The organism is Intestinibacter sp., from assembly GCF_034113885.1.
Classification (GTDB): domain Bacteria; phylum Bacillota; class Clostridia; order Peptostreptococcales; family Peptostreptococcaceae; genus Intestinibacter.
In genome coordinates this window covers 1-21555 of the sequence record NZ_JAXEWM010000231.1, presented here as the reverse complement: position 1 = coordinate 21555, position 21555 = coordinate 1, and the positions used below count along the sequence as shown (strand labels likewise).

The 21555-nt window shown below is 29.7% G+C and carries 22 protein-coding genes and 1 riboswitch; of the genes, 21 read left to right on the top strand and 1 reads right to left on the bottom strand.

Annotation, left to right across the window (positions count from 1 at the left end; genetic code table 11):
* The 11 genes from SPD90_RS13980 to SPD90_RS13930 all read left to right on the top strand — a co-directional run.
* The coding region (locus SPD90_RS13980) for a PaaI family thioesterase (protein ID WP_320925632.1) at positions 1-360 on the top strand (360 nt) is incomplete at its 5' end.
* 191 nt (positions 361-551) lie between these two features.
* Positions 552-1484, top strand: a complete 933-nt coding sequence (locus tag SPD90_RS13975) for a hypothetical protein (protein WP_320925631.1) — start codon at positions 552-554, stop codon at positions 1482-1484.
* Between the two features lie 205 nt (positions 1485-1689).
* Positions 1690-2508 carry a formate dehydrogenase accessory sulfurtransferase FdhD gene (fdhD, locus tag SPD90_RS13970; RefSeq protein ID WP_320624080.1) on the top strand — a complete coding sequence of 273 codons (819 nt, stop codon included), beginning with the start codon at positions 1690-1692 and terminating at the stop codon, positions 2506-2508.
* A gap of 148 nt (positions 2509-2656) precedes the next feature.
* A complete protein-coding gene (locus SPD90_RS13965) occupies positions 2657-3745 on the top strand; it encodes an iron-containing alcohol dehydrogenase family protein (RefSeq protein ID WP_320624081.1) in 1089 nt (362 codons plus the stop codon).
* Between the two features lie 228 nt (positions 3746-3973).
* Positions 3974-4387: a hypothetical protein gene (locus tag SPD90_RS13960; RefSeq protein ID WP_320925630.1), complete on the top strand. Its 414-nt coding sequence runs from the start codon at positions 3974-3976 to the stop codon at positions 4385-4387.
* A 3-nt stretch (positions 4388-4390) separates the two neighbouring features.
* The gene (locus SPD90_RS13955) at positions 4391-5236 is read left to right on the top strand and encodes a DUF5685 family protein (RefSeq protein WP_320925629.1); all 846 of its coding nucleotides are present in this window, start codon (positions 4391-4393) and stop codon (positions 5234-5236) included.
* Positions 5229-5981: a DnaJ domain-containing protein gene (locus SPD90_RS13950; protein ID WP_320625927.1), complete on the top strand. Its 753-nt coding sequence runs from the start codon at positions 5229-5231 to the stop codon at positions 5979-5981. Before SPD90_RS13955 ends, SPD90_RS13950 begins: the two co-directional genes overlap by 8 nt.
* 50 nt (positions 5982-6031) lie before the next feature.
* Positions 6032-7774 carry a molecular chaperone DnaK gene (dnaK, locus tag SPD90_RS13945; protein WP_320925628.1) on the top strand — a complete coding sequence of 581 codons (1743 nt, stop codon included), beginning with the start codon at positions 6032-6034 and terminating at the stop codon, positions 7772-7774.
* A gap of 128 nt (positions 7775-7902) precedes the next feature.
* Positions 7903-8007: riboswitch (SAM riboswitch) on the top strand.
* A 200-nt stretch (positions 8008-8207) separates the two neighbouring features.
* Positions 8208-9176 carry a methionine ABC transporter ATP-binding protein gene (locus SPD90_RS13940; RefSeq protein ID WP_320625479.1) on the top strand — a complete coding sequence of 323 codons (969 nt, stop codon included), beginning with the start codon at positions 8208-8210 and terminating at the stop codon, positions 9174-9176.
* Entirely contained in the window at positions 9166-9831 is a 666-nt protein-coding gene (locus tag SPD90_RS13935) for a methionine ABC transporter permease (RefSeq protein WP_320625478.1), read from the top strand. The genes SPD90_RS13940 and SPD90_RS13935 overlap by 11 nt, the downstream gene beginning before the upstream one ends.
* A gap of 48 nt (positions 9832-9879) precedes the next feature.
* Positions 9880-10680: a MetQ/NlpA family ABC transporter substrate-binding protein gene (locus tag SPD90_RS13930; RefSeq protein ID WP_320625477.1), complete on the top strand. Its 801-nt coding sequence runs from the start codon at positions 9880-9882 to the stop codon at positions 10678-10680.
* A gap of 91 nt (positions 10681-10771) precedes the next feature.
* Here the strand turns inward: SPD90_RS13930 and SPD90_RS13925 are convergent, their stop codons facing one another.
* On the bottom strand, positions 10772-11692 hold the full coding sequence (locus SPD90_RS13925; protein ID WP_320925627.1) for a Ppx/GppA phosphatase family protein: 921 nt from the start codon (positions 11690-11692) through the stop codon (positions 10772-10774).
* A gap of 226 nt (positions 11693-11918) precedes the next feature.
* Here SPD90_RS13925 and ppk1 point away from each other — a divergent pair, with 226 nt between their 5' ends.
* The 10 genes from ppk1 (at position 11919) to phoU (ending at position 21297) form a co-directional block, all read left to right on the top strand.
* Complete coding sequence (ppk1, locus tag SPD90_RS13920) at positions 11919-13592, top strand: polyphosphate kinase 1 (RefSeq protein WP_320925626.1); 1674 nt, start codon at positions 11919-11921, stop codon at positions 13590-13592.
* Positions 13593-13602: 10 nt separating this feature from the next.
* Positions 13603-14283, top strand: a complete 681-nt coding sequence (locus tag SPD90_RS13915) for a response regulator transcription factor (RefSeq protein WP_320625474.1) — start codon at positions 13603-13605, stop codon at positions 14281-14283.
* Between the two features lie 19 nt (positions 14284-14302).
* Positions 14303-15610, top strand: a complete 1308-nt coding sequence (locus tag SPD90_RS13910) for a sensor histidine kinase (RefSeq protein WP_320925625.1) — start codon at positions 14303-14305, stop codon at positions 15608-15610.
* Between the two features lie 159 nt (positions 15611-15769).
* Positions 15770-16222 carry a hypothetical protein gene (locus tag SPD90_RS13905; protein WP_320925624.1) on the top strand — a complete coding sequence of 151 codons (453 nt, stop codon included), beginning with the start codon at positions 15770-15772 and terminating at the stop codon, positions 16220-16222.
* Positions 16223-16279: 57 nt separating this feature from the next.
* The gene (locus SPD90_RS13900; protein WP_290686870.1) at positions 16280-16777 is read left to right on the top strand and encodes a hypothetical protein; all 498 of its coding nucleotides are present in this window, start codon (positions 16280-16282) and stop codon (positions 16775-16777) included.
* Between the two features lie 229 nt (positions 16778-17006).
* Positions 17007-17843: a phosphate ABC transporter substrate-binding protein gene (locus tag SPD90_RS13895; protein WP_320925623.1), complete on the top strand. Its 837-nt coding sequence runs from the start codon at positions 17007-17009 to the stop codon at positions 17841-17843.
* Positions 17844-18010: 167 nt separating this feature from the next.
* The gene (gene pstC, locus SPD90_RS13890) at positions 18011-18928 is read left to right on the top strand and encodes a phosphate ABC transporter permease subunit PstC (RefSeq protein ID WP_320624882.1); all 918 of its coding nucleotides are present in this window, start codon (positions 18011-18013) and stop codon (positions 18926-18928) included.
* A 1-nt stretch (position 18929) separates the two neighbouring features.
* A complete protein-coding gene (pstA, locus tag SPD90_RS13885) occupies positions 18930-19772 on the top strand; it encodes a phosphate ABC transporter permease PstA (RefSeq protein WP_290690496.1) in 843 nt (280 codons plus the stop codon).
* Positions 19773-19823: 51 nt separating this feature from the next.
* A complete protein-coding gene (gene pstB, locus SPD90_RS13880) occupies positions 19824-20585 on the top strand; it encodes a phosphate ABC transporter ATP-binding protein PstB (protein WP_290690498.1) in 762 nt (253 codons plus the stop codon).
* 55 nt (positions 20586-20640) lie between these two features.
* Positions 20641-21297, top strand: coding sequence for a phosphate signaling complex protein PhoU (gene phoU / locus SPD90_RS13875; RefSeq protein WP_320624883.1), 657 nt, complete (start codon positions 20641-20643; stop codon positions 21295-21297).
* Positions 21298-21555 lie beyond the last annotated feature (258 nt).

Below are 21555 nucleotides of genomic sequence, written 5' to 3'. Positions count from 1 at the left end.
ATGGTCAATGGTATAAAAATAACCAAGGTTTTAGAAGGATATGCAGAGGGCGAAATAACAATAACTGATAGTCATCTAAATATGTCTAAGGGAATTCATGGAGGATGTATATTTTCTCTAGCGGATTCAGTTGCAGGGTCGGCAGTTTGGTCTAGAGGAAAAAAAGCCACAACTAGTAATAGTAATATAAGCTTTTTAAGACCTACATTTGGTGTAAAAAAATTGATCGCAAAGGCTAAAGAGGTAAAATACGGAAAAAATCTTTTGGTATATGATGTAGATGTAGAAGATGATCAAAATAGACTTATAGCTAGAGCAACAGTAACATATTTTAATTTAAAAGAAGATTTAAATTTATAATGCATATGAAATTATAAAAATTATAATAAAATATATTTAAGCTATTTAAAAAAATCGATTTAGTAGTATAATTAAAACTGTGAAAAAAATAAATTATATTTATCTAAAGCTTTTTTAGTGATATAATTTGCTATACGTCAAAAATATCTTTAGTCTAGTATAAAATTTTAATAGGAGTGAGGGTGTTAATTATGAGGTTAAAAAAAGCATTGGCTTTAATTATAATATGTGCGTTTCTATTAACTGGTTGCAACAGCGATAAGAAATACAATGAATATATGGAAAATGGAGAGCAAGCAGTTAAACAAGAGCAATACGAAGAGGCATTAGACTATTTTGAATCAGCACTTGATGAAAAAGAAGGAGATGCAGAAGCGACTGCTCTACATGAACAAGTAGAAAAAATTATGCAAGTAGAAGCAAAAATGAATGCTAAATTATATGAAGAGGCTATTGAACTATGTGATGAAATTTTAGCAAGCGAAAGTGAAAGTACAGTAGGAATAGATGTTGCTAAGAAATTAAAAGCAGAATGTGAAAAATTAAAAGAAGAGCAAGAAAATTTAACTTTTAGAGAAGATATACAAAAAAGAATAAATGAAGCTAAAGAGCTTATGAAAAAAGAAGAATATATGAATGCTAAAGTTAAACTAGGATATATAATTGACGAGATTTCTGACAAAGCAAATTATTCAAATGAACTAAAGGAATGTAAAGAATTACTTAAAACATGTAGCGAAAAATTAGATGAAATTTCTAAGAAAGAAGAAGCTGATAAACAACAAGCTGCAACTGATGATAAAAAAGAAAATACTACTAATAAAAATACTACTAATAAAAATGACAGTAATAAAAATAATGGTGATAATAACGATACTAGCAATAGCGACTATGAAATAGACTTTAATGATGAATTAAAGAAACAAATAGCAGTTGCAGGGGCAGCATATGTAGAATTTTACTTTGAATATGGTGAAGATACAGCACCAAGTAAATTTGCAGAACAGGCTTATGAGGATACAGAAAATGATACTCCTTTAGGTGAATATAAGGAACAAGGAAAGACAATATTTATGAATGCATTCAAAGAAGCATTTGAAGCTACAGGTAATGAATATTATTAAAATTGACTGGTGTATTTTTAAATTAACAGATATTAAAAGCATATTATTTACAAGATAAATTGTAGTAATATGCTTTTTTAGTATAGTTTTTTAGGACATAATATCCGTATTAGTTGACAATTTACAAATATTGAACTATATTTAAGGTGAATTTCATATTAATTTGATATGAAATATCTAAATTAATAAATGATGGGGGATAATTATGGAAAATAAATACGCAAAAGATATTAAACAAGATAAAAATAAAGAAGAGAGATTAGTAGATTATGATTATAAAACAAATTTTAGATTTGAAGTAGTAAAAGTCAAAGAAAAAGATCATAAAGAGGAATTAGAAACAGTAATAGGAGAATTTCCATTAGCTTTAGTTTTAAATGGAGATTATTCCAATACATTTTTATGTACACCAGAAAACTTAGATCAATTAGTTGCTGGATTTCTGATGACTAAAGGAATCATAAAATGTAAATTCGATATAAAATCAATAGAAGTAGACTTTGAAAATAGAGTTGCAAATGCAGTTGTAGAAAAAAATAAAGCTTTTGACAGAGGAAAGAGATTTTATCTAAATGATTTAGATTATGTAGATTTAAAGCCTATCGAAAACACAGATGCTACTATAAAGGTAAATGATATATATTTAGTTATGAAGGAAAATCTAACATCTTCTGAGTTATTTAAAAATACTGGTGGGGTACATAGTGTGGCTATTTACGACAATCAAAATCTTATTACAATTAAAGAAGATGTAGCTAGACACAACGCTATGGATAAAGCTATAGGATATTGTGTTTTAAATAATATAGATTTAAAAGATAAAATAATATTTGTAAGTGGAAGAATATCCTGCGAAATGATTTTAAAGGCTGCAAAATCCGGTATACCTATAGTGATTTCTAAATCAGCTCCAACTAATTTATCCGTTGAAATTGCTAAGAAACTAAATATAACCCTAGCTGGATTTGTAAGAGGAGAGAGAATGAATATATACACTAATCCACAGAGAATAATATTTGAATAAAATTAAAATATACAAAATTGTTGTTATAAAAAATATTATAATTATACAAAAAAATAATATTAGATATTTTTTCAAAACAAATTAAGTGTTAGAATAATATGGTAAATAATTTGGTAAAAATATAAAATAGTAGGAGATGATTTAAATTATGGGTAATTATAATGTATATCTTCCAAGCTACTCAGTAGGGACTGATTGCTACAAAGAGATACCAAACGTAGCACGTAGATTTGGAAAAAAGGCAATAGTAATAGGTGGTAGAACTGCTATAGAAAAATCTAAGCAAGCAATAATAGATGGTGTAGCAGGTTCTAATGTAGAAATAATAGACTTCATAGTATATGGTAATGACGCTACTTATGAAAATGTAGACAAATTAACATCAGATGAAAGAGTAAAAAATGCTGATATCATATTTGGTGTAGGTGGAGGTCGTGCTGTAGATACTTGTAAGGTTGTTGCAGATAAATTAGACAAACCTATATTTACTTTCCCAACATTGGGTTCAAACTGTGCTTCAGTAACTGCAATATGTGTTATGTACAATGAAGACCACACATTCAAAAACTATTATTACTTAGATGGTCCAGCAGATCATACTTTCATAAATACACAAATAATAGCTGAATCACCAGAGGATTTATTATGGGCTGGTATAGGTGATGCTTTATCTAAAGAATGTGAAGCTGTTTATTCTTCACAAGATGTGGAATTACCTCATACACCATTAATGGGTCTTGGAGTAAGTACTGTTTGTACAAGTCCACTTGTTAAATACGGTAAAAAAGCATTAGAAGACTGCAAAAACAATCAAGATTCTTATGAATTAGAACAAGTAGCTCTTGACATAATCATAAGTACAGGTATAGTTTCTAACTTAACTACTACAGAAAATGATTACTACTACAACAGCTCATTAGCTCATGCGTTCTACAATGGAGCTACTCTAGTAGAAGGAATCAGAGGATTACACGGTGAAATAGTTTCATTCGGTGTTTTAGCTCTACTTACTTGTGCAGGAGAAATAGAAAAGAGAAACGAAATAGCTGCATTTAACAAAGAATTAGGATTACCAGTTTGTCTAGCAGATTTAGGAATAGACAAGAGCGGTATACAAACAATAGTTGACAAGGCTGTTACTCTAGTTGAATGGAATGCTATAAAGGACAGAGTTACAAAGGAAATGTTCGCAAAAGCTATATCTGATTGCGACGATTACGGAATGACTTTAAAATAATCTATTTAGAGTTTAAATATATACGACTATTAGAAGAGATGCTAAAATATATTTGTTTTGGTGTCTCTTTTTTATGTGAAAAATAGTGCATATTTATCGCATAACAGACTTAAATTATATTAGAAAACCTATGTTAATATTGGGTACATAAATAAATCTTATTATAACAGATATAAAAGATAGTGTATTAAAAAGGTCAAGTGAAATAAATTAAATAGGAGAATGAAAATGAAAGAAAAATTAGCGAGATTTATGCAGGGAAGATATGGAAATGATCAATTGAATAACTTTTTAATGAAGGCATTTTTAGTAGAATTTCTATTGTATTTTTTACTAAGAGGTGTAAGCAGAGGGTTATCTGCTGTGATGTATTACTTAGGATTTGCAACTATAATCTATGTATACTATAGGTTATTTTCTAGAAATATATATAAAAGAGCTTCTGAAAACCAAGCCTTTTTAAATAAAACAGCAAATATAAGAAGTAAAATAAACAGTCAAAAGTCTATCATGAAACAAAGAAAGACTCATCGTATATATAAATGTCCTACATGCAAACAAAAGGTTAGAGTTCCAAAGGGCAAAGGCAAAATAAGTATTCACTGTCCAAAATGTGATACTTATTTTATAAAAAGGAGCTAGAGGATGTTTGGATATGTTCTTATAAATAAAGATGAGCTCAAATTTAGAGAATTCGATGTCTATAGGTCGTATTACTGTGGTATGTGCCAGGTTTTAAAAAAGAGAAGTGGAAATTTTGCACAGGCTACTTTAAACTACGATATGACATTTTTGCAGCTTTTACTTACAAGTCTTTATGAGCCAGAGACGAAGTTAGAAGTATTTAGATGTAAGCTCCATCCTTTTAAGAAAACTATTAAAAGGACGAATGAAATTACTGATTATATAGCTGATATGAATTTATTTTTATCGTATTTGAAGTGTGTAGATGATTGGAAGGATGAAAAAAAATTCAGCAGAAAGCTATATTCGTTTTTAATCAGCAGAAAAATAAAGAAAATAAGAAAGCTTTATCCTGAAAAAACCGACAAATTAGAAAATATATTAAAAGCTTCACGTGAATACGAAGCAAAAAACGAATACGATATAGATAAAATAGCGGTTTATTCAGGAGAGCTTATGGCTCAGATTTTTTTATATAGAGAGGATGAATGGAGAGAGTCATTGTATAAAATGGGATTTTTCCTTGGAAAATATATATATCTTATGGATGCATATGAAGACATAGAAAAGGATGTAAAAAAGGGGAATTACAATCCTTTTACAGAGATATATAAAAACAAAAATTTTGATGACTTTGTTCAAAAAATTTTAACTATGATGATTTCAGAATGTGCTAGGGAATTTGAAAATTTACCTATTATTGAAGATGTGGATATTTTGAGAAATATTTTATATTCTGGCGTTTGGTCAAAATATAAAGCAGTTAGAAACAAGAGAGAAAAATTAGAGGAGGAAAAAAATGACTGATCCTTATCAGGTTTTAGGAGTATCTAGAGATGCTTCAAAGGAAGAAATAAAAAAAGTATATAGAAAATTGAGTAAAAAGTACCATCCAGATGCTAACATAAATAATCCAAACAAAGATCAATACGAAGAAAAGTTCAAAGAAATACAACAGGCGTACCAAGTTATTATGAAGCAAAAAAACGGTGGATCTTCTTATCAAAATAGCTACGGAGGATACTCAAATAGCTCGGGAAGCTATGGAAATCAAGGAAATCAAAGCTATGGCGGAGGATATAATGGTCAGGATTTCGGAGATTTTGGTGGATTCGATTGGTTCGGAGGTTTTGGGTTTGATGGAAATCAACAACAGCAAAGAGGATACAATCCAAATTTTGGACAAGAGGAAGATGTACATTTGAGAGCAGCACTTAATTATTTTAACAATGGATATTACAATGAGGCTAGAAATGTACTTGATGGTATAGAAAACAGAACATCTAAATGGTATTACTACAGCGCAAATGTAAACTACAAATTAGGCAACAATATTAAAGCACTAGAAGAGGCAAATAGAGCTCTTCAAATGGAGCCAAATAACCTACAATATCAACGATTAGTAGACATGCTTGAGCATGGAGGTACTTGGTACACTAACCAACAGACTACATACGGATATCCAGGAGGAGGCTTCAATAGTGCCTGTATACAATGCTGTATGTGGAATCTTATGTGTAATTGTTGCTTAAATTCATGTATGTTCCATTAGCAATTTAGATTTTTAATATAGATAATTTTACAATTAATAGGAGGCACAATGTGGGAAAGATAATAGGGATTGACTTAGGAACAACAAATTCATGCGTAGCCGTTATGGAGGGTGGTTCGCCTACAATTATAGCAAATGCTGAGGGGTTTAGAACTACACCATCAATAGTAGCTTTTACAAAGGATAATGAGAGATTAGTAGGCGATACAGCAAAGAGACAGAGTGTTACAAATGCAGATAGAACAATTTCATCTATAAAAAGACATATGGGAACAAGCTATACTGTAAATATAGACGGTAAGAAATGGACTCCAGAGGAAATATCAGCGATGATTTTACAAAAATTAAAAAAGGATGCTGAAAGCTATTTAGGAGAAAGTGTAACTGAGGCAGTAATAACTGTTCCTGCGTATTTCAATGATTCACAGAGAAAAGCGACTAGTGATGCCGGCAAAATAGCAGGGCTTGAAGTAAAACGTATAATAAATGAACCGACAGCTGCAGCATTATCTTACGGTCTTGATAATGAAAGTTCCCAAAAGATAATGGTTTACGATTTAGGTGGAGGAACATTTGATGTATCTATAATAGAAATAGGAGACGGTATTATTGAAGTAATGGCGACTTGTGGAGATAATCATCTAGGTGGAGATGATTTCGATAAAAAAATCGCTGATTATTTGATTGAAGAATTTAAAAAATCAGACGGAATAGATTTATCTAAGGATATAGTAGCTCTACAAAGGGTAAGAGAAGAAGCTGAAAAGGCTAAAAAAGAGCTTTCAACAGCAATTACAACTAATATAAATCTACCATTTATAGCTGTTGGAAAAGACGGTCCAAAGCATATGAATATAGATTTAACGAGAGCAAAATTCAATGAGCTTACTTACGATTTAGTTGAAAAGACAGTTATACCAGTAAGAAATGCTCTAAGCGATGCAGAGATATCAACTAGTGAATTGAGCAAGGTTCTACTAGTTGGAGGCTCAACTAGAATTAAAGCTGTACAAGAGAAGGTTAAAGAAATAATAGGCAAAGAACCTAGTAAAAATTTAAATCCAGATGAATGTGTAGCCTTAGGAGCTGCTATTCAAGGAGGAAAGCTTGCTGGGGATCCAGGACTAAATGAGGTATTATTACTAGATGTAACACCACTATCTCTTTCTATAGAAACTATGGGTGGAGTATCTACAAGATTAATAGAGAGAAATTCAACTATACCTACAAAATACAGTCAAATATTTACTACTGCAGCTAACTTCCAAACATCTGTAGATATCAAGGTTTTACAGGGTGAAAGAAGGTTTGCAAAGGATAATAAATTAATAGGAGAGTTTAAATTAAAAGGAATTAAAAGAGCTTTAAGAGGAGTTCCTCAAATCGAGGTTACCTTTGAAATAGATGCCAATGGTATACTAAATGTTTCTGCTAAGGACTTAAAAACAGGAAACAGCCAAGGTATAACAATAACAGCGAGCTCTAATTTATCTGATGAGGATATAGAAAGGGCGATAAGAGATGCTCAATCATATGCTTCTGAAGACAACAAAAGAAAAGAATATATAGATATTTTAAATGATGCAGAATCACTTGTATATAAGGTAGAACAAGGCTTGAATCAATCTAAAGAATCTATAGATAGAGCGAAAAAATCAGAAATAAAATCAGATCTTAGAGTTCTTAAGAAGCTAGTTAAAAAGGCAAAACCAGAAAAAATAACTGATATACAAGTTGGCGAAATCAGACAAGCAAAGGATAAGCTTGAGATGGCAGCGAGGGATATAATTTAGATTTGATTTTGTGAAGATAAAATATATAATAAAAAAATATTTGAAAAATCAAATTTTAAAAAGGTATTGACAAATTTATACAAATTGTATAATATTAATATCATAACAAATGAATAACTGAAAAACAATTCTTATCAAGAGAGGCGGAGGGACAGGCCCTATGAAGCCCAGCAACCAATATTTATTTATATATGGTGCTAAATCCTGCAACTATTAAAGTTGAGAGATGAGTATAAACAGACTATTTAAGCTTGAGTTTATACTCAAGCTTTTTTAATATTTAAAAATACTTTAAAAGAAAAATAGATAAATAATATAAATATATATAAAAATAGGAATGTTTTTGACATAATATAAAAAATTAACTAGATATAAAAAAAAATAAAAATATAAAATTAAATATATATAGTTAATTTGGAAAGGAAGAAATTAAATGATAAAAATACAAAATCTTAATAAATATTATGGAGATACAAAGGTATTAAAAGATGTAAATATGGAAATTTCAGAGGGAGAGATATTCGGGATTATAGGCCACAGTGGAGCAGGTAAATCGACTTTACTTAGATGTATAAATGGACTTGAAAATTATCAAGAAGGAAGCTTGACAGTACAAGGAAAAGAAGTAAAAGACCTAAATGAAAAGGATATAAGAGAGCTTAGAAAAAATTTAGGAATGATATTTCAACATTTCTCATTACTAGAAAGAAGAACAGTATTTGAAAATGTAGCTCTACCACTAGAGTGCTTTAAATATTCAAAGGCTGAAATAGAAAAAAAGGTAAACAATCTACTTGAGCTAGTAGGACTTAGCGACAAGAAAAATGTAAAGCCTAGAAATTTAAGTGGTGGTCAAAAACAAAGAGTTGCAATAGCTAGAGCATTAGCATTAGAGCCAAAGGTTCTACTATGTGATGAGGCGACTTCAGCACTAGATCCAAATACTACTAAATCTATACTATCTCTATTAGAGGACATAAACAAAAAGCTAAATATAACAATTATAGTTGTAACTCACCAAATGGAGGTTATAAAGCAAATTTGTACAAGAGTTGCAGTAATGGAAGGTGGTAAGGTTTTAGAAATAGAAAAAACAGAAGACTTATTCTTAAACAATACGAGAGGATTAAAGGCATTAATAGGAGATGAACAAATAGTACTTCCAGAAGGAACAAACATAAAAATAATCTTCCCTAAAGATATTGCCAATCAATCAGTAATTACAAATATGGCTAGAACATTGGATTTTGACTTTAGCATAAGCTACGGTAAATTAGAAAAATTCCGAGAAGATGTACTTGGTTCATTAATAATAACAGTTAAAGATCACTATGCAAATGCAGTGAAAAATTATCTTACAGAGAGAAATATAACTTGGGAGGAAATAAAAAATGACAAATAATACATCATTATACGAGTATTTGACAGAAATACTGGGAGAAGCATTTTTAGAGACTATGTACATGATAATTGTGCCGACTGTGATTGCCACAATATTAGGATTCATATTAGCAATTATATTAGTTCTTACTAAACCAAAGGGATTAAAGCCTAATAAAACTGTATATTCAGTTGTTGGATTTGTGGTAAATATAGTTAGAAGTTTCCCATTTATCATATTACTAGTTGCATTAATACCATTTACTAGATTGATAGTAGGTACAAGTATAGGTGAAACAGCAGCAATAGTACCGATCACTATAGGGGCAGCACCTTTTATAGGTAGAATAATAGAAACAGCTTTAAATGAAGTAGATGAAGGACTTATAGAAGCAGCGAAATCATTTGGGGCTACAAACACACAAATTATTTTCAAGGTAATGATAAAAGAAGCGATGCCTTCAATAGTATCAGGTATTACACTTTCAGTAATATCAATCCTAGGATATACAGCAATGGCAGGTACTGTAGGAGCTGGCGGTCTTGGTAAGGTAGCTTTAGTATACGGACATCAAAGATTTGACACAGCAGTTATGATATACGTTGTAATAACTTTAGTAATAGTAGTTCAAGCAATACAAAGCTTAGGCGATTATGCTTACAAGAAATTAAAATAGAAATAATTTATTTAAATAATTAATATAAAAACACAGGAGGAAAGAAAAATGAAATTAAAAAAATTAGGAAAAGCGATATTATTAACAACATTAGTAGTAGGATTATTAACAGGTTGCTCAGGGGGAAGCAAAGAAGATAAAACTATAAAGGTAGGAGCATCTCCAACACCACATGCTGAAATATTAGAAGCAGCAAAACCAGTACTAGAAAAAGAAGGATATGAACTTGAAGTAGTTGAATACGACGATTATGTATTACCAAATGACGCACTAGCAGATGGATCTCTAGATGCCAACTATTTTCAACATATACCATACTTAGAAACTACAGTTAAAGAAAAAGATTACGACTTAACTTATTGCGCAAAAGTACATATAGAACCAATGGGTGTATATTCAAATAAAATAAAATCACTAGATGAAGTAAAAGATGGAGCAAAGGTTTCAGTTCCAAATGACTCAACTAACGAAGCAAGAGCTCTTCAATTATTAGCAGCAAACGGATTAATAGAAGTTAAAGACGGTGAATTAATAACAGCAAAAGATATAACAAAAAATCCTAAAAATATAGAAATCGTTGAAGTTGATGCAGCACAAGTTCCTTCTACATTAGACGATGTTGATTTAGCCGTTATAAATACTAACTACGCATTAAATGTTGGTTTAAATCCTACTAAAGATGCAATAGTAATAGAAGATAGTAATTCTCCATATGTAAACATAGTTGCTATAAGAACTGAAGATAAAGACAGCGACAAAGCAAAAGCATTACAAAAAGCTTTAAACAGTGATGAAGTTAAAAAATTCATAGAAGATAAATACGATGGAAGTATAGTTCCAGCATTCTAATAGACGATAAAATTTAAATTAATGAAAAGAGAGTATGAAAAGTCTTAGATTGAAGACTCATCATACTCTCAATTTATTTATGAAGTTTTAATTATAGGCTTTCTGCATATTCAAATAAAATACCCTCTCTAATTCCAAATTTACTTATAGAAAGCTTATCTGAATTGATGTAGAACATAAGGTATTTGATTAAAATCAAGCAACCCACAAAGATGTCAGCTCTATTAGAAGACATACCCTTTATTTCCTTTTTTTGCTGTAAATTTAATCGTTTTACAATATTAAATAGGCTATTTATATTTTTATAAGAAATAACGTAATTATCAAGTAAAATATCTATATCGTCAAATGCATGATTTCTCAGAATTTTTTCTATGCATCTGACAGAGCCGCCGATTCCTACTACAGGTAGGTTTTTATTTTCCTTTATCCATGGATATTTATCTAGTTCTTTAAATATCATTTCTTTGAATCTCGCTTCATCTTCTTCTGATACCTTGTCTTGTAGGTTAAAGTTTTTAGTGTTTGGAATACTTCCATAAGGCAAGCTTATAGATTCTATTAATTTTTTATCCTTAACTAATACTATTTCACAGCTAGACCCCCCGATATCTATTTGTAGGAAGTCTTTTAGATTTATTGAGTTAATAGAAGATACAAATCCGTAGTATGCCTCTTCCTTTCCACTTATTATTTTAACATCTAAATTTAAGCTTTCTTTTAGCTCTTCTATTATTTGTGGCCCATTGCTAGCTTTTCTCAATGTCTCTGTTGCCACAGCTATTATTCTATTACATCTATAAAGAGTACATATTTTTTTCAAATCTGTTAAAGCTTCATTTAATTTTTTTATACCAAGAGCAGTTATATCATTTGCTCTATTTTTGTAATTGCTAAGTCTTAATTTAATTTTCTTTTCATAAGATATTTGAAAAAATTTATTGTCGTAAATATCCGCCATTATTAATTTTAATGAATTAGATCCTATATCTATAATTGCAACTCTGTTCAAAGCTATACCTCCATAAAGTTAATTTTAATAAATATTTTATAATTTTATTAGATAATAAATATTATCAAGATTATATCAATAATAATATCAAAAAATAGCAGAATATCTCGTTTTTTACAAAAACATAACATAGTTTACATAAAAATAAGGTTAGATAACTTTTTATAATGTTACTATAATATTGAAGAATTTAATTTTGAATATTTTGGGAATGGAGATAGATTAAATGAATAAAATGTACGATTATCCACAAAATTTTTTTAATAGAGAACTCAGCTGGTTAGAATTTAATAAAAGAGTATTAGATGAAGCACGCAACGAAGAAAATCCCTTATTAGAGAGAGTAAAATTTTTATCAATTTTTAATTCGAATTTAGATGAATTCTTTATGGTGAGAGTAGCATCTTTATTGTTACCTAAGTTATTTAGCAGTCACGAGGTATTATATAGCTGTTCTTATAGAATAACGAAGGATGCAGATTTAGATGTCGATGAAGAGGATGCAATGGATTTATTAGAAACTATGGAGGAATCTTTAAAACAAAGAAAATGGGGAGATGCAGTAAGACTTGAGATAGAATCAAATGGAAATGTTGAGTATTTTAATGAAATATTAGATATAATTGTAGATGAGATAGAAATTGATGAACAATATATATTTAAAATAAATGGTATAATAGATTTTACTTTTTTAAATAAATTAGGTTCTGTAGAAGGATTTGATGAGTTGAAATATGAAAAAGTAAAGATGGCAAATATTAAAATACCACATAGGACTGATATTTTTGGGTATATAAAAGAAAAGGACATATTTGTTCACCATCCTTACGAATCTTTTGATATTATAGTAGATATGGTAAAAAAAGCAGCAGAGGATCCAAATGTACTTGCAATTAAACAGACATTGTACAGAGTAAGTGGAAATTCACCTATAATAGAAGCGTTGACTAAGGCAGCCGAAAAAGGAAAACAAGTTACAGTTTTAGTTGAACTAAAGGCTAGATTTGATGAAGAAAACAATATAACTTGGGCTAAAAAGCTTGAAAAAGCAGGATGTCATGTTATATACGGAGTAATAGGGCTTAAGACACATTGTAAAATATTATTAGTTGTAAGAAAGGAAAAGGACAAAATAAAAAGATATGTCCATTTCGGAACAGGAAACTACAATGACGTTACAGCAAAATTTTATACAGACATGGGAATACTTACAGCTGATGAACAGTTTGGTAAAGATGCATCTACTTTATTTAATATGCTATCAGGATATGCATCACCAGATAATATGAAGAAAATAACTATAGCTCCTTATGGCTTCAGAGATAAATTTGAAAAAATGATAAGAAGAGAGGCTGAAAATGCAAAAAAAGGTAAAAAAGCTAAAATAATAGCAAAAATGAACTCTCTTCTAGATAAAAGTATAACAACAGAGCTTTATGCAGCATCTCAAGCAGGTGTGGAAATAGAACTAATTGTCAGAGGTATATGCTGTCTAAAATCAGGAATAAAAGGACTAAGCGAAAATATAAAGGTCAGAAGCATAGTAGGAAGATATCTTGAACACAGTAGAATATATTATTTCTACAATGATGGAAAAGAAGAACTGTATATATCAAGTGGAGACTGGATGTATAGAAATTTAAATAAGAGAGTAGAAACTATGGGAATAGTAGAGGATAAAGATATTCAACAGGAAATAAAGGAAATTTTAGATTTATATTTGAAAGATAATGTAAAGGCTAAAATATTAAAGAGCGATGGTTCTTATGAGAAAAAACAAATAGCAGAAAATGAAAAAAGAATTAATGCTCAAGAGGAATTAGTTAAATTTACACATAATAAAAATAAGAGCTTAGAAAAGGAATTTAGTCAAACACTTATAATTCCAATCGGAAAATAAGGAGGATTTTATGAAAAAGATATTAGTTATAGATGATGAGATTCATATAGTGGAATTGTTAAAATTCAATCTTGAAAATAATGGCTATAAGGTTGATTATTCTTATGATGGATTTGATGGATACTTAAAGACAAAGGAATTTGAACCAGATCTTATTCTTCTAGATTGGATGCTTCCAAATATAAGCGGAATAGATCTTTTAAAAAAAATAAGATCAGATACAGCATTAGAACAAATTCCAGTGATAATGCTTACTGCAAAAAATATGGAAGAGGATAAATTAGAAGGATTACACGATGGCGCTGATGATTATATTACAAAGCCATTTAGTGTAAAAGAAGTTCTTGCTAGAATTAGCTCAGTGCTTAGAAGATATAAATATAGTGCAAGTGAAAAAGAAGATATTTTAAAGGCTGACGACATACAAGTAAATGTAAATAAACACATTGTAACTAAAAATGGCCAAGAAGTAGAATTGACATTAAAGGAATTCCAAATATTAAAATTACTTCTTGAAAACAGAGGTAATGTACTCACTAGAACATTTTTACTAGATAAAATCTGGGGATATGACTATTACGGTGAAACGAGAACTTTAGATGTCCATATAAGACATTTAAGAAAAAAAATCGGCGACGATGATGGCAAATTTATAGAGACAATAAGAGGGGTAGGTTATAAAATTAAATAATATTTTGAGGTGAATTAAAATGAAAGAGATACAACTTTTGAATGAATTGTATATTTTTATAATATTAATTTTATCTATTGTAACTATAGTTTTGATTAGATATACTGTAAGCTTGAGGACCTACCTAAAAGAATTTATGAAGGTTTCAAAGGACATTAGCAATAAGGAATTTGATTCTAGAGTAAGAAGTCAGATGTCTGGTGAAATGGGAGAATTCGCTAAAAACTTCAATTCTATGATAGATACAATAAATTTTACTATAAAAGATATTACAAATAAAAATACACAGTTGCAGTCTATTATGAAAAGTGTATCTCATGGAATTTTGGCGATAGATACTAAAGGTAGAATACTTTTGATAAATGAATTAGCAAAAGAAATGGTTGAAGGCGATGAGTTGCTACTACCAGAGGGAAAAAGTATAAGACAGTTTATAAAGAATAAAATTGTTTTGGAAAGTATTTTATATAATATGTCGAGTGAAAATAGTGTTGTTGTGCAAAAGAATATATCAAAGGACATTATTTACAAAATAAAGATAGATCCAGTTTATTTCAAAAATACAGATGCTGTAATAGGGTTTATTATAAACATTGAAGACGTTACAGATTATGTAAAGCTTGAAAATATGAGAAAACAATTTGTCGCAAATGTAAGTCATGAATTAAAGACACCTCTTACATCTATAAAGGGATTTGTAGAGACACTAAAGATGACAGAAAATTTAGATACAGATACGAAGACTAGATTTCTAGGTATTATAGAAAATGAAACGACTAGATTATCTAGGCTAATAGATGATATTTTATTATTGTCTACTGTTGAAAATAAAGTTAAGAAGAAAGTAGAAAAAGTAGATTTATTTGAAATTTTTGAAGAGATACACGAAATAGTAGGATATATTGCTAAAGATAAAAATATAAAAATAGACTACCAATTTGAAAATCAAGATATAGATTTATGGGAATACTCAGGATATATAAGACAAATACTGTTAAATATAATTGAAAATGCTATAAAATATACAGGAAAAAATGGAAATATAAAGATAAGACAATATGTAAAGAAGGATAAAGTATTCATTGAAATACAAGACAATGGTATAGGAATACCTAAGGAGGATATAGATAGAGTATTTGAGAGATTTTATAGGGTAGATAAGGCAAGAAGCCGAAGTGTAGGTGGAACTGGACTAGGGCTTGCAATTACAAAGCATATGGTAAAGGCTCTAAATGGAGATATTAAATTAGAAAGTGAGCTCGGCGTAGGCAGCAAGTTCACTATAGAGCTACCGTTTAATCGAGAATTTTCTAAAAAGGTAAGTTAATAAAAAATCGTCACATAGAAGGAGATTTGTTCTATGTGACGATTTTTTTGTTATGTTAAGAAATTAATATATTCTTAAGTGATAATTAACTGGCATTTAGGAAAATGTTAACATATAAAAATTATACTTAAGTTGTAAATAAATAGAGGAGGAAATTTCATGAATTATAAGTCTAAAAAGGTGATGATATTAATAATACTAGTTTTATTAATAATAATTCCAGCAGGAATATTTATAAATAAGAATCTTTCAAAAGGTGATTTAGATTCAAATACAGTAAAGTGGACACAGGAGAAAAACTCAGATCCAGAGAGCATAAAAATACCAGGCTATAGCACTATAACAATACCAGCAGATACTAAAAATGTCAAAATAACATTGGGCAATCCTGAAGGAAATCAATGCTATTTTAAATTTGAGTTATTAGTAGATGGAGAAAGTTTGTACACATCAGATTTTGTTCAGGCTGGATATGCTATAGAAAATGTAGAATTACAAAAAGGACTTAAAAAGGGTACTTATGATGCAGTAATAAAAATTACACCGTATTCCTTGAATAAGGAAACACAATACGCAGGTGCCAATGTGAGAGCTACTATGGAAGTAGTATAGTTTATGTAAATAAATACGCAAGTATTTAAATATAAATAATTAATTTGGAGGAATACCATGAAAAGAAAGAAAACAGCATTATTATTATCAACTTTAGCAATTTGCTCAACAATGATGGTAACAGCAAATGCTCAGTCTCAATCAACAGAACTAGAATACGTTCTAAAAAACGATCCAACTTACACAGTTGAAATACCAGCTAAAATAACTATAGCTAAAGATGGTTCAGACATGACAATCAAAGCTTCTAATGTTAATTATTTAGATGGACAAAAAGTATCTGTATCTATAGCTGGAACAGATTATTTCAGAAATCAAATGGTTTTAACAAATAAAGAAACAAACACAGTTATGAGATATCAAATAGTAAAAGAAGATGGAACAGTTATAGAAACAACTGGAACAAAGGATCAAGCAAATGGAGTAGAAGTTGCAGCATTTACTGAAGATGGTGAAGTTAACAATAAAGTTTTACCAGTTAAACTTCCTTCATCAAAGGTTGGAACTTATACAGGAAGCATAACTTTTGATATAGGTTTAGTAGACGCCGAATAATTAATAGCTAAAAGGGTACTTATAGTTTTTTAAGGTCATTGAAATTATAATCAATGATCTTTTTTTTATTTATTAACACTAACTTAACACACTTAACTTTATAATAACCTAGCATTAATAAAGACTTAAGACGTTATCTGTATTATATAAAGTGTAAAAGGAAATAAGAAAAACAAAGGGTACTAAAAAAGAAAAAAATAAAATTTTTATAAAATAATGGAGGAGAAAAATGTTTAACAAAAAGAAATTAATATCAATCTTAGCAGGTACTTTATTAGTAGGATCATTAGTAGGTTGTAGTAACGGCGGAGGAAGTGGAGCTTCAGACGCAAGTAAAATCACTGTATCAGGTTCAACTTCAGTAGGACCAACAATGGAAGTTTTAGCAGAAGATTACCAAAAAGCAAATGAAGGTGTTACAATCGAAGTTCAACAAGTAGGTTCATCAGCAGGTATAACAAATACAATCGATGGAACTTCACAAATAGGAATGTCTTCAAGAGATTTAAAAGATGAAGAAAAATCTGAAGGATTAGAAGAATATCAAATAGCTATAGACGGTATAGCAGTAATCACAAATACAGCAAATGATGTAAAAGACTTAACAATGGATCAAATAAAAGACATCTACACAGGAAAAATAACTAACTGGAAAGAAGTTGGAGGAAAAGATGCACAAATAGTTGTTGTATCTAGAGAAGATGGTTCAGGAACAAGAGATGGATTCCAAGAAATAGTAGGATTTGAATCAGAAGAATTAACTGGAGATGCTCAAATATCTGACGGTTCAGGAAACATAAAAACAACTGTTCAAGGAAATGAAAATGCAATAGGTTACATATCATTTGGATACTTAGATGACTCTATAAACTCAGTAAAAATAGGTGGAGTAGAACCAACTGAAGAAAATGTTTATAACGATAGCTATCCAATATCAAGACCATTCTTATTAGTAACTAAAGGTGAAGCAACTGACGATGCTAAAGCTTTCATAGACTACATATTAAGTGATGATGGTCAAAATACAATAAAAGAAGAAGGCTTCATGAGTGTAAATGAAAAATAGAACTCAATCTAGATTAACATATAAAATAAAAATCAGACAAATATAGAAATGAAATCATATAAAAAGTTTAGAAAAAATTAATAAAATATTGAAAATAGTTTTGGAGTGTTGCAAAAGATACTAGATAACATTTTGTAGCACTCCGTTTTAAAAAGGAGGAGCTTAGATTGGAAAAAACTGAATCAATCAATGTAAATGAAAGTAACTCATCTAATAAAAATAGAAGTAAGTATATAATAGAAGCTGTTACAGAAAAAATATTTATGATAAGTGCTTTAGTAGCAGTTATAAGTTTATTACTTATAATAGGGTTTGTATTTTATAAAGGTTTAATGCCTTTTATAGCAGAAGGATATTCATTTGTAGATTTTATATTTGGAACTGAATGGTTACCAGGATCTCAAAAATTCGGTATCGGTTCTATGATAGTAACTTCAATAGTAGCTACAATAGGAGCTTTAATAATAGGTGTTCCAGTAGGAATACTTGCAGCAATATTTATAGCAGAAATTTGTCCGAAAAGATATGCAAAAATAATTTCAACAGCAGTGGAACTTCTAGCAGGTATACCATCAGTACTTTACGGTATATTCGGGTTAGCAGTTATCGTACCAGCAATACAAACAGTATTAAATCTTCCTAAAGGACAAAGCTTATTAGCAGTAATTTTCGTATTAGCGATAATGATGCTTCCAACAATAATTTCACTATCAGAAACATCAATAAGAGCAGTACCTAAAGCATACAAAGAAGGATCTTTAGCATTAGGAGCATCAAAAATAGAAACAATATTTAAGGTAACAGTGCCAGCAGCTAAATCAGGAATACTAGCAGGTGTAATCCTAGGTATAGGTAGAGCATTAGGTGAAACAATGGCAGTAATACTAGTAGCAGGTAACTCAACAGCATTTCCAACATCAATTCTAGACAGTGTAAGACCACTTACAACAAATATAGCTCTAGAAATGGGATACGCAGCAGGTACACATCAAGAAATGTTATTTGCAACAGGGGTTGTGCTTTTCATATTCATAATAATTATAAATTTAGTATTAACTAAATTAACTTCTAAAGGAGTAGAATAAAATGGAAAATAATTTAAAGGCGAGAAAAAATAAAGATAATTTATTAGTTTCCCTAGTATATTTATCAGCTATTATAACAGTAGGAATACTAGTAGTGATAGTTGGATTTATATTTATAAAAGGAATGGGAAAAATCAATTTAAACTTCTTATTTAGTGATTATTCAGCAAGTGGAGATGGTGGAATACTTCCAATGATAATTACAACAGTGTATATGGTTTTAGTATCAATATTAGTAGCTACACCAATAGGTATACTTGCCGCAGTTTACTTACAAGAGTACGCTAAGCAAGGTAAAATAGTAAGAGTTATAAGATTTGCTACAGAATGTCTAGCAGGTATACCATCAATAGTATATGGATTATTCGGGGGAATATTCTTTGTAGTAGCATTAAAATTCCAATATTCAATATTATCAGGTGGTTTAACAGTAGCGATTATAATACTTCCAACAATAATACGTTCTACAGAAGAAGCTCTAAAAACTGTACCACAAACTTATAGAGAAGCATCTCTAGGACTTGGAGCTACTAAGTTTCAAACACTTTACAAGGTAATCCTACCAAGTGCAATACCTGGAATACTTTCAGGAGTGATCTTATCAATAGGTCGTGTAATCGGTGAATCAGCAGCGATTTTACTAACAGCTGGAACAGTAGCAAAAATGCCACTTACAGTATTTGATAGTGCCAGAACACTTACAGTACATGCATACTTATTGACTAAAGAAACAGGAGATATACAAACTGCATGCGGTGTTGGTCTAGTACTTATAGTAATAGTATTTGCACTAAACACTATAGCTAAGCTAGTGGCTAAAAAGTTAAACAAGGCAAATTATTAAAAAGAAATAATTGATCAATATAGATATTAATAAAAATTAAGGAGAATAGATATGAGTGAAAACAACGTTAAAATAAGAGTAAACGACTTAGACTTATACTATGGAGAAAAGCAAGCTCTAAAAGGAATCAACATGGATATAAGAGAAAATGAAGTAACTGCTCTAATAGGACCTTCAGGATGTGGAAAATCTACATTTTTAAGATGCTTAAATAGAATGAATGACTTAATAGACTGTGTAAAAATAAACGGAAAAATATATATGGGAGACGAAGAAGTACTTACAACTAATGATGTAATAAGCCTTAGAACTAGAGTAGGTATGGTATTCCAAAAGGCGAACTTATTCCCAATGAGTATATACGATAACGTAGCTTACGGACCAAGAAACCAAGGGATAAAAGACAAAAAAGAATTAGATAAAATAGTAGAAGAAAGTTTAAAGGGAGCTGCAATTTGGGATGAAGTAAAGGACAGACTAAAATCACCAGCACTAGGTTTATCAGGAGGACAACAACAACGTGTTTGCATAGCGAGAACTATAGCTATGAAGCCAGATGTTATACTAATGGATGAACCTACATCAGCGCTAGATCCAATATCAACTTCTAAAGTAGAAGAATTAATGTCAACTTTAAAAAATCAATACACTATAGTAATAGTTACACATAATATGCAACAAGCTGCACGTATTTCAGACAAAACAGGATTTTTCCTAAATGGTGAATTAATAGAATTCAACAACACTAAAGAAATATTCACAGTGCCACAAGATAAACGTACAGAGGATTATATAACAGGAAGATTCGGTTAAAATTTAGAATAATTCAAATTTCAGTATTACAAACTATAGTTTAAGGAGATATAAGATGGCAAGTACAAATTTAGAGATGAATATAAAAACTTTAAAAGAATATATAAATAGAATGATGGATAAATGCGAAGAAGCTATAGAATTATCTGTTAAAAGCATGATTAATAAGGATGTAGATTTAGCAAAAAAGGTTATAAATAATGATGATGATATAGATATATTGAGAGAATATATTAGAGATAGAAGTATAGAATTAATGGCTTTAAAACAACCTATGGCAAAAGATTTAAGAGAAATATACGCTTTATCTGATATATCAACTGAATTAGAAAGAATTGGAGACTATGCAGCAAATATAGCTTCAGAAGTAGTGACAATTGCAGGAGAGGACTATATAAAGGAATTAGTCGATATACCAAAGATGACTGAGCATTGTTTAGATATGTTTAGAAATTTAAAGACTGCTTTTATAAATCAAGATGTAGATTTAGCATATAAGGTAGCTCTTATAGACAATGAAATCGACGTTCTTTACTACAGAGTACGAGAAGATTGCTTGAGAGTTATGCATGAAAATCCAGAACAAAATATAAATCAAGGTGTAAAGCTTTTATTTGTAGGAAGATATTTAGAAAGAATTGGAGATCATATTACTAATGTATGCGAAAAAATCATATACGCAAGAAATGGTAAGATGATTGAAATAGGGTAAAAAATTATATTATGAGTAGTAATATAATACAATATAAAAAATATATTCTTTTAACCAATCAACTAAAATATATATGTAAAAGGGAATTATTGATATGTTTTGATGTATCGATAATTCCTTTTTTATTTACAAGGAATTTATAACAATTTGAAATTGTGGATAATCTGTGTACAATAGTAATATGAACAATTGTAGAAGATATGAAAAAAGAAAAATAATAAATACGATTTTAGAGGATCATTTTGAAGAATTTAAAAT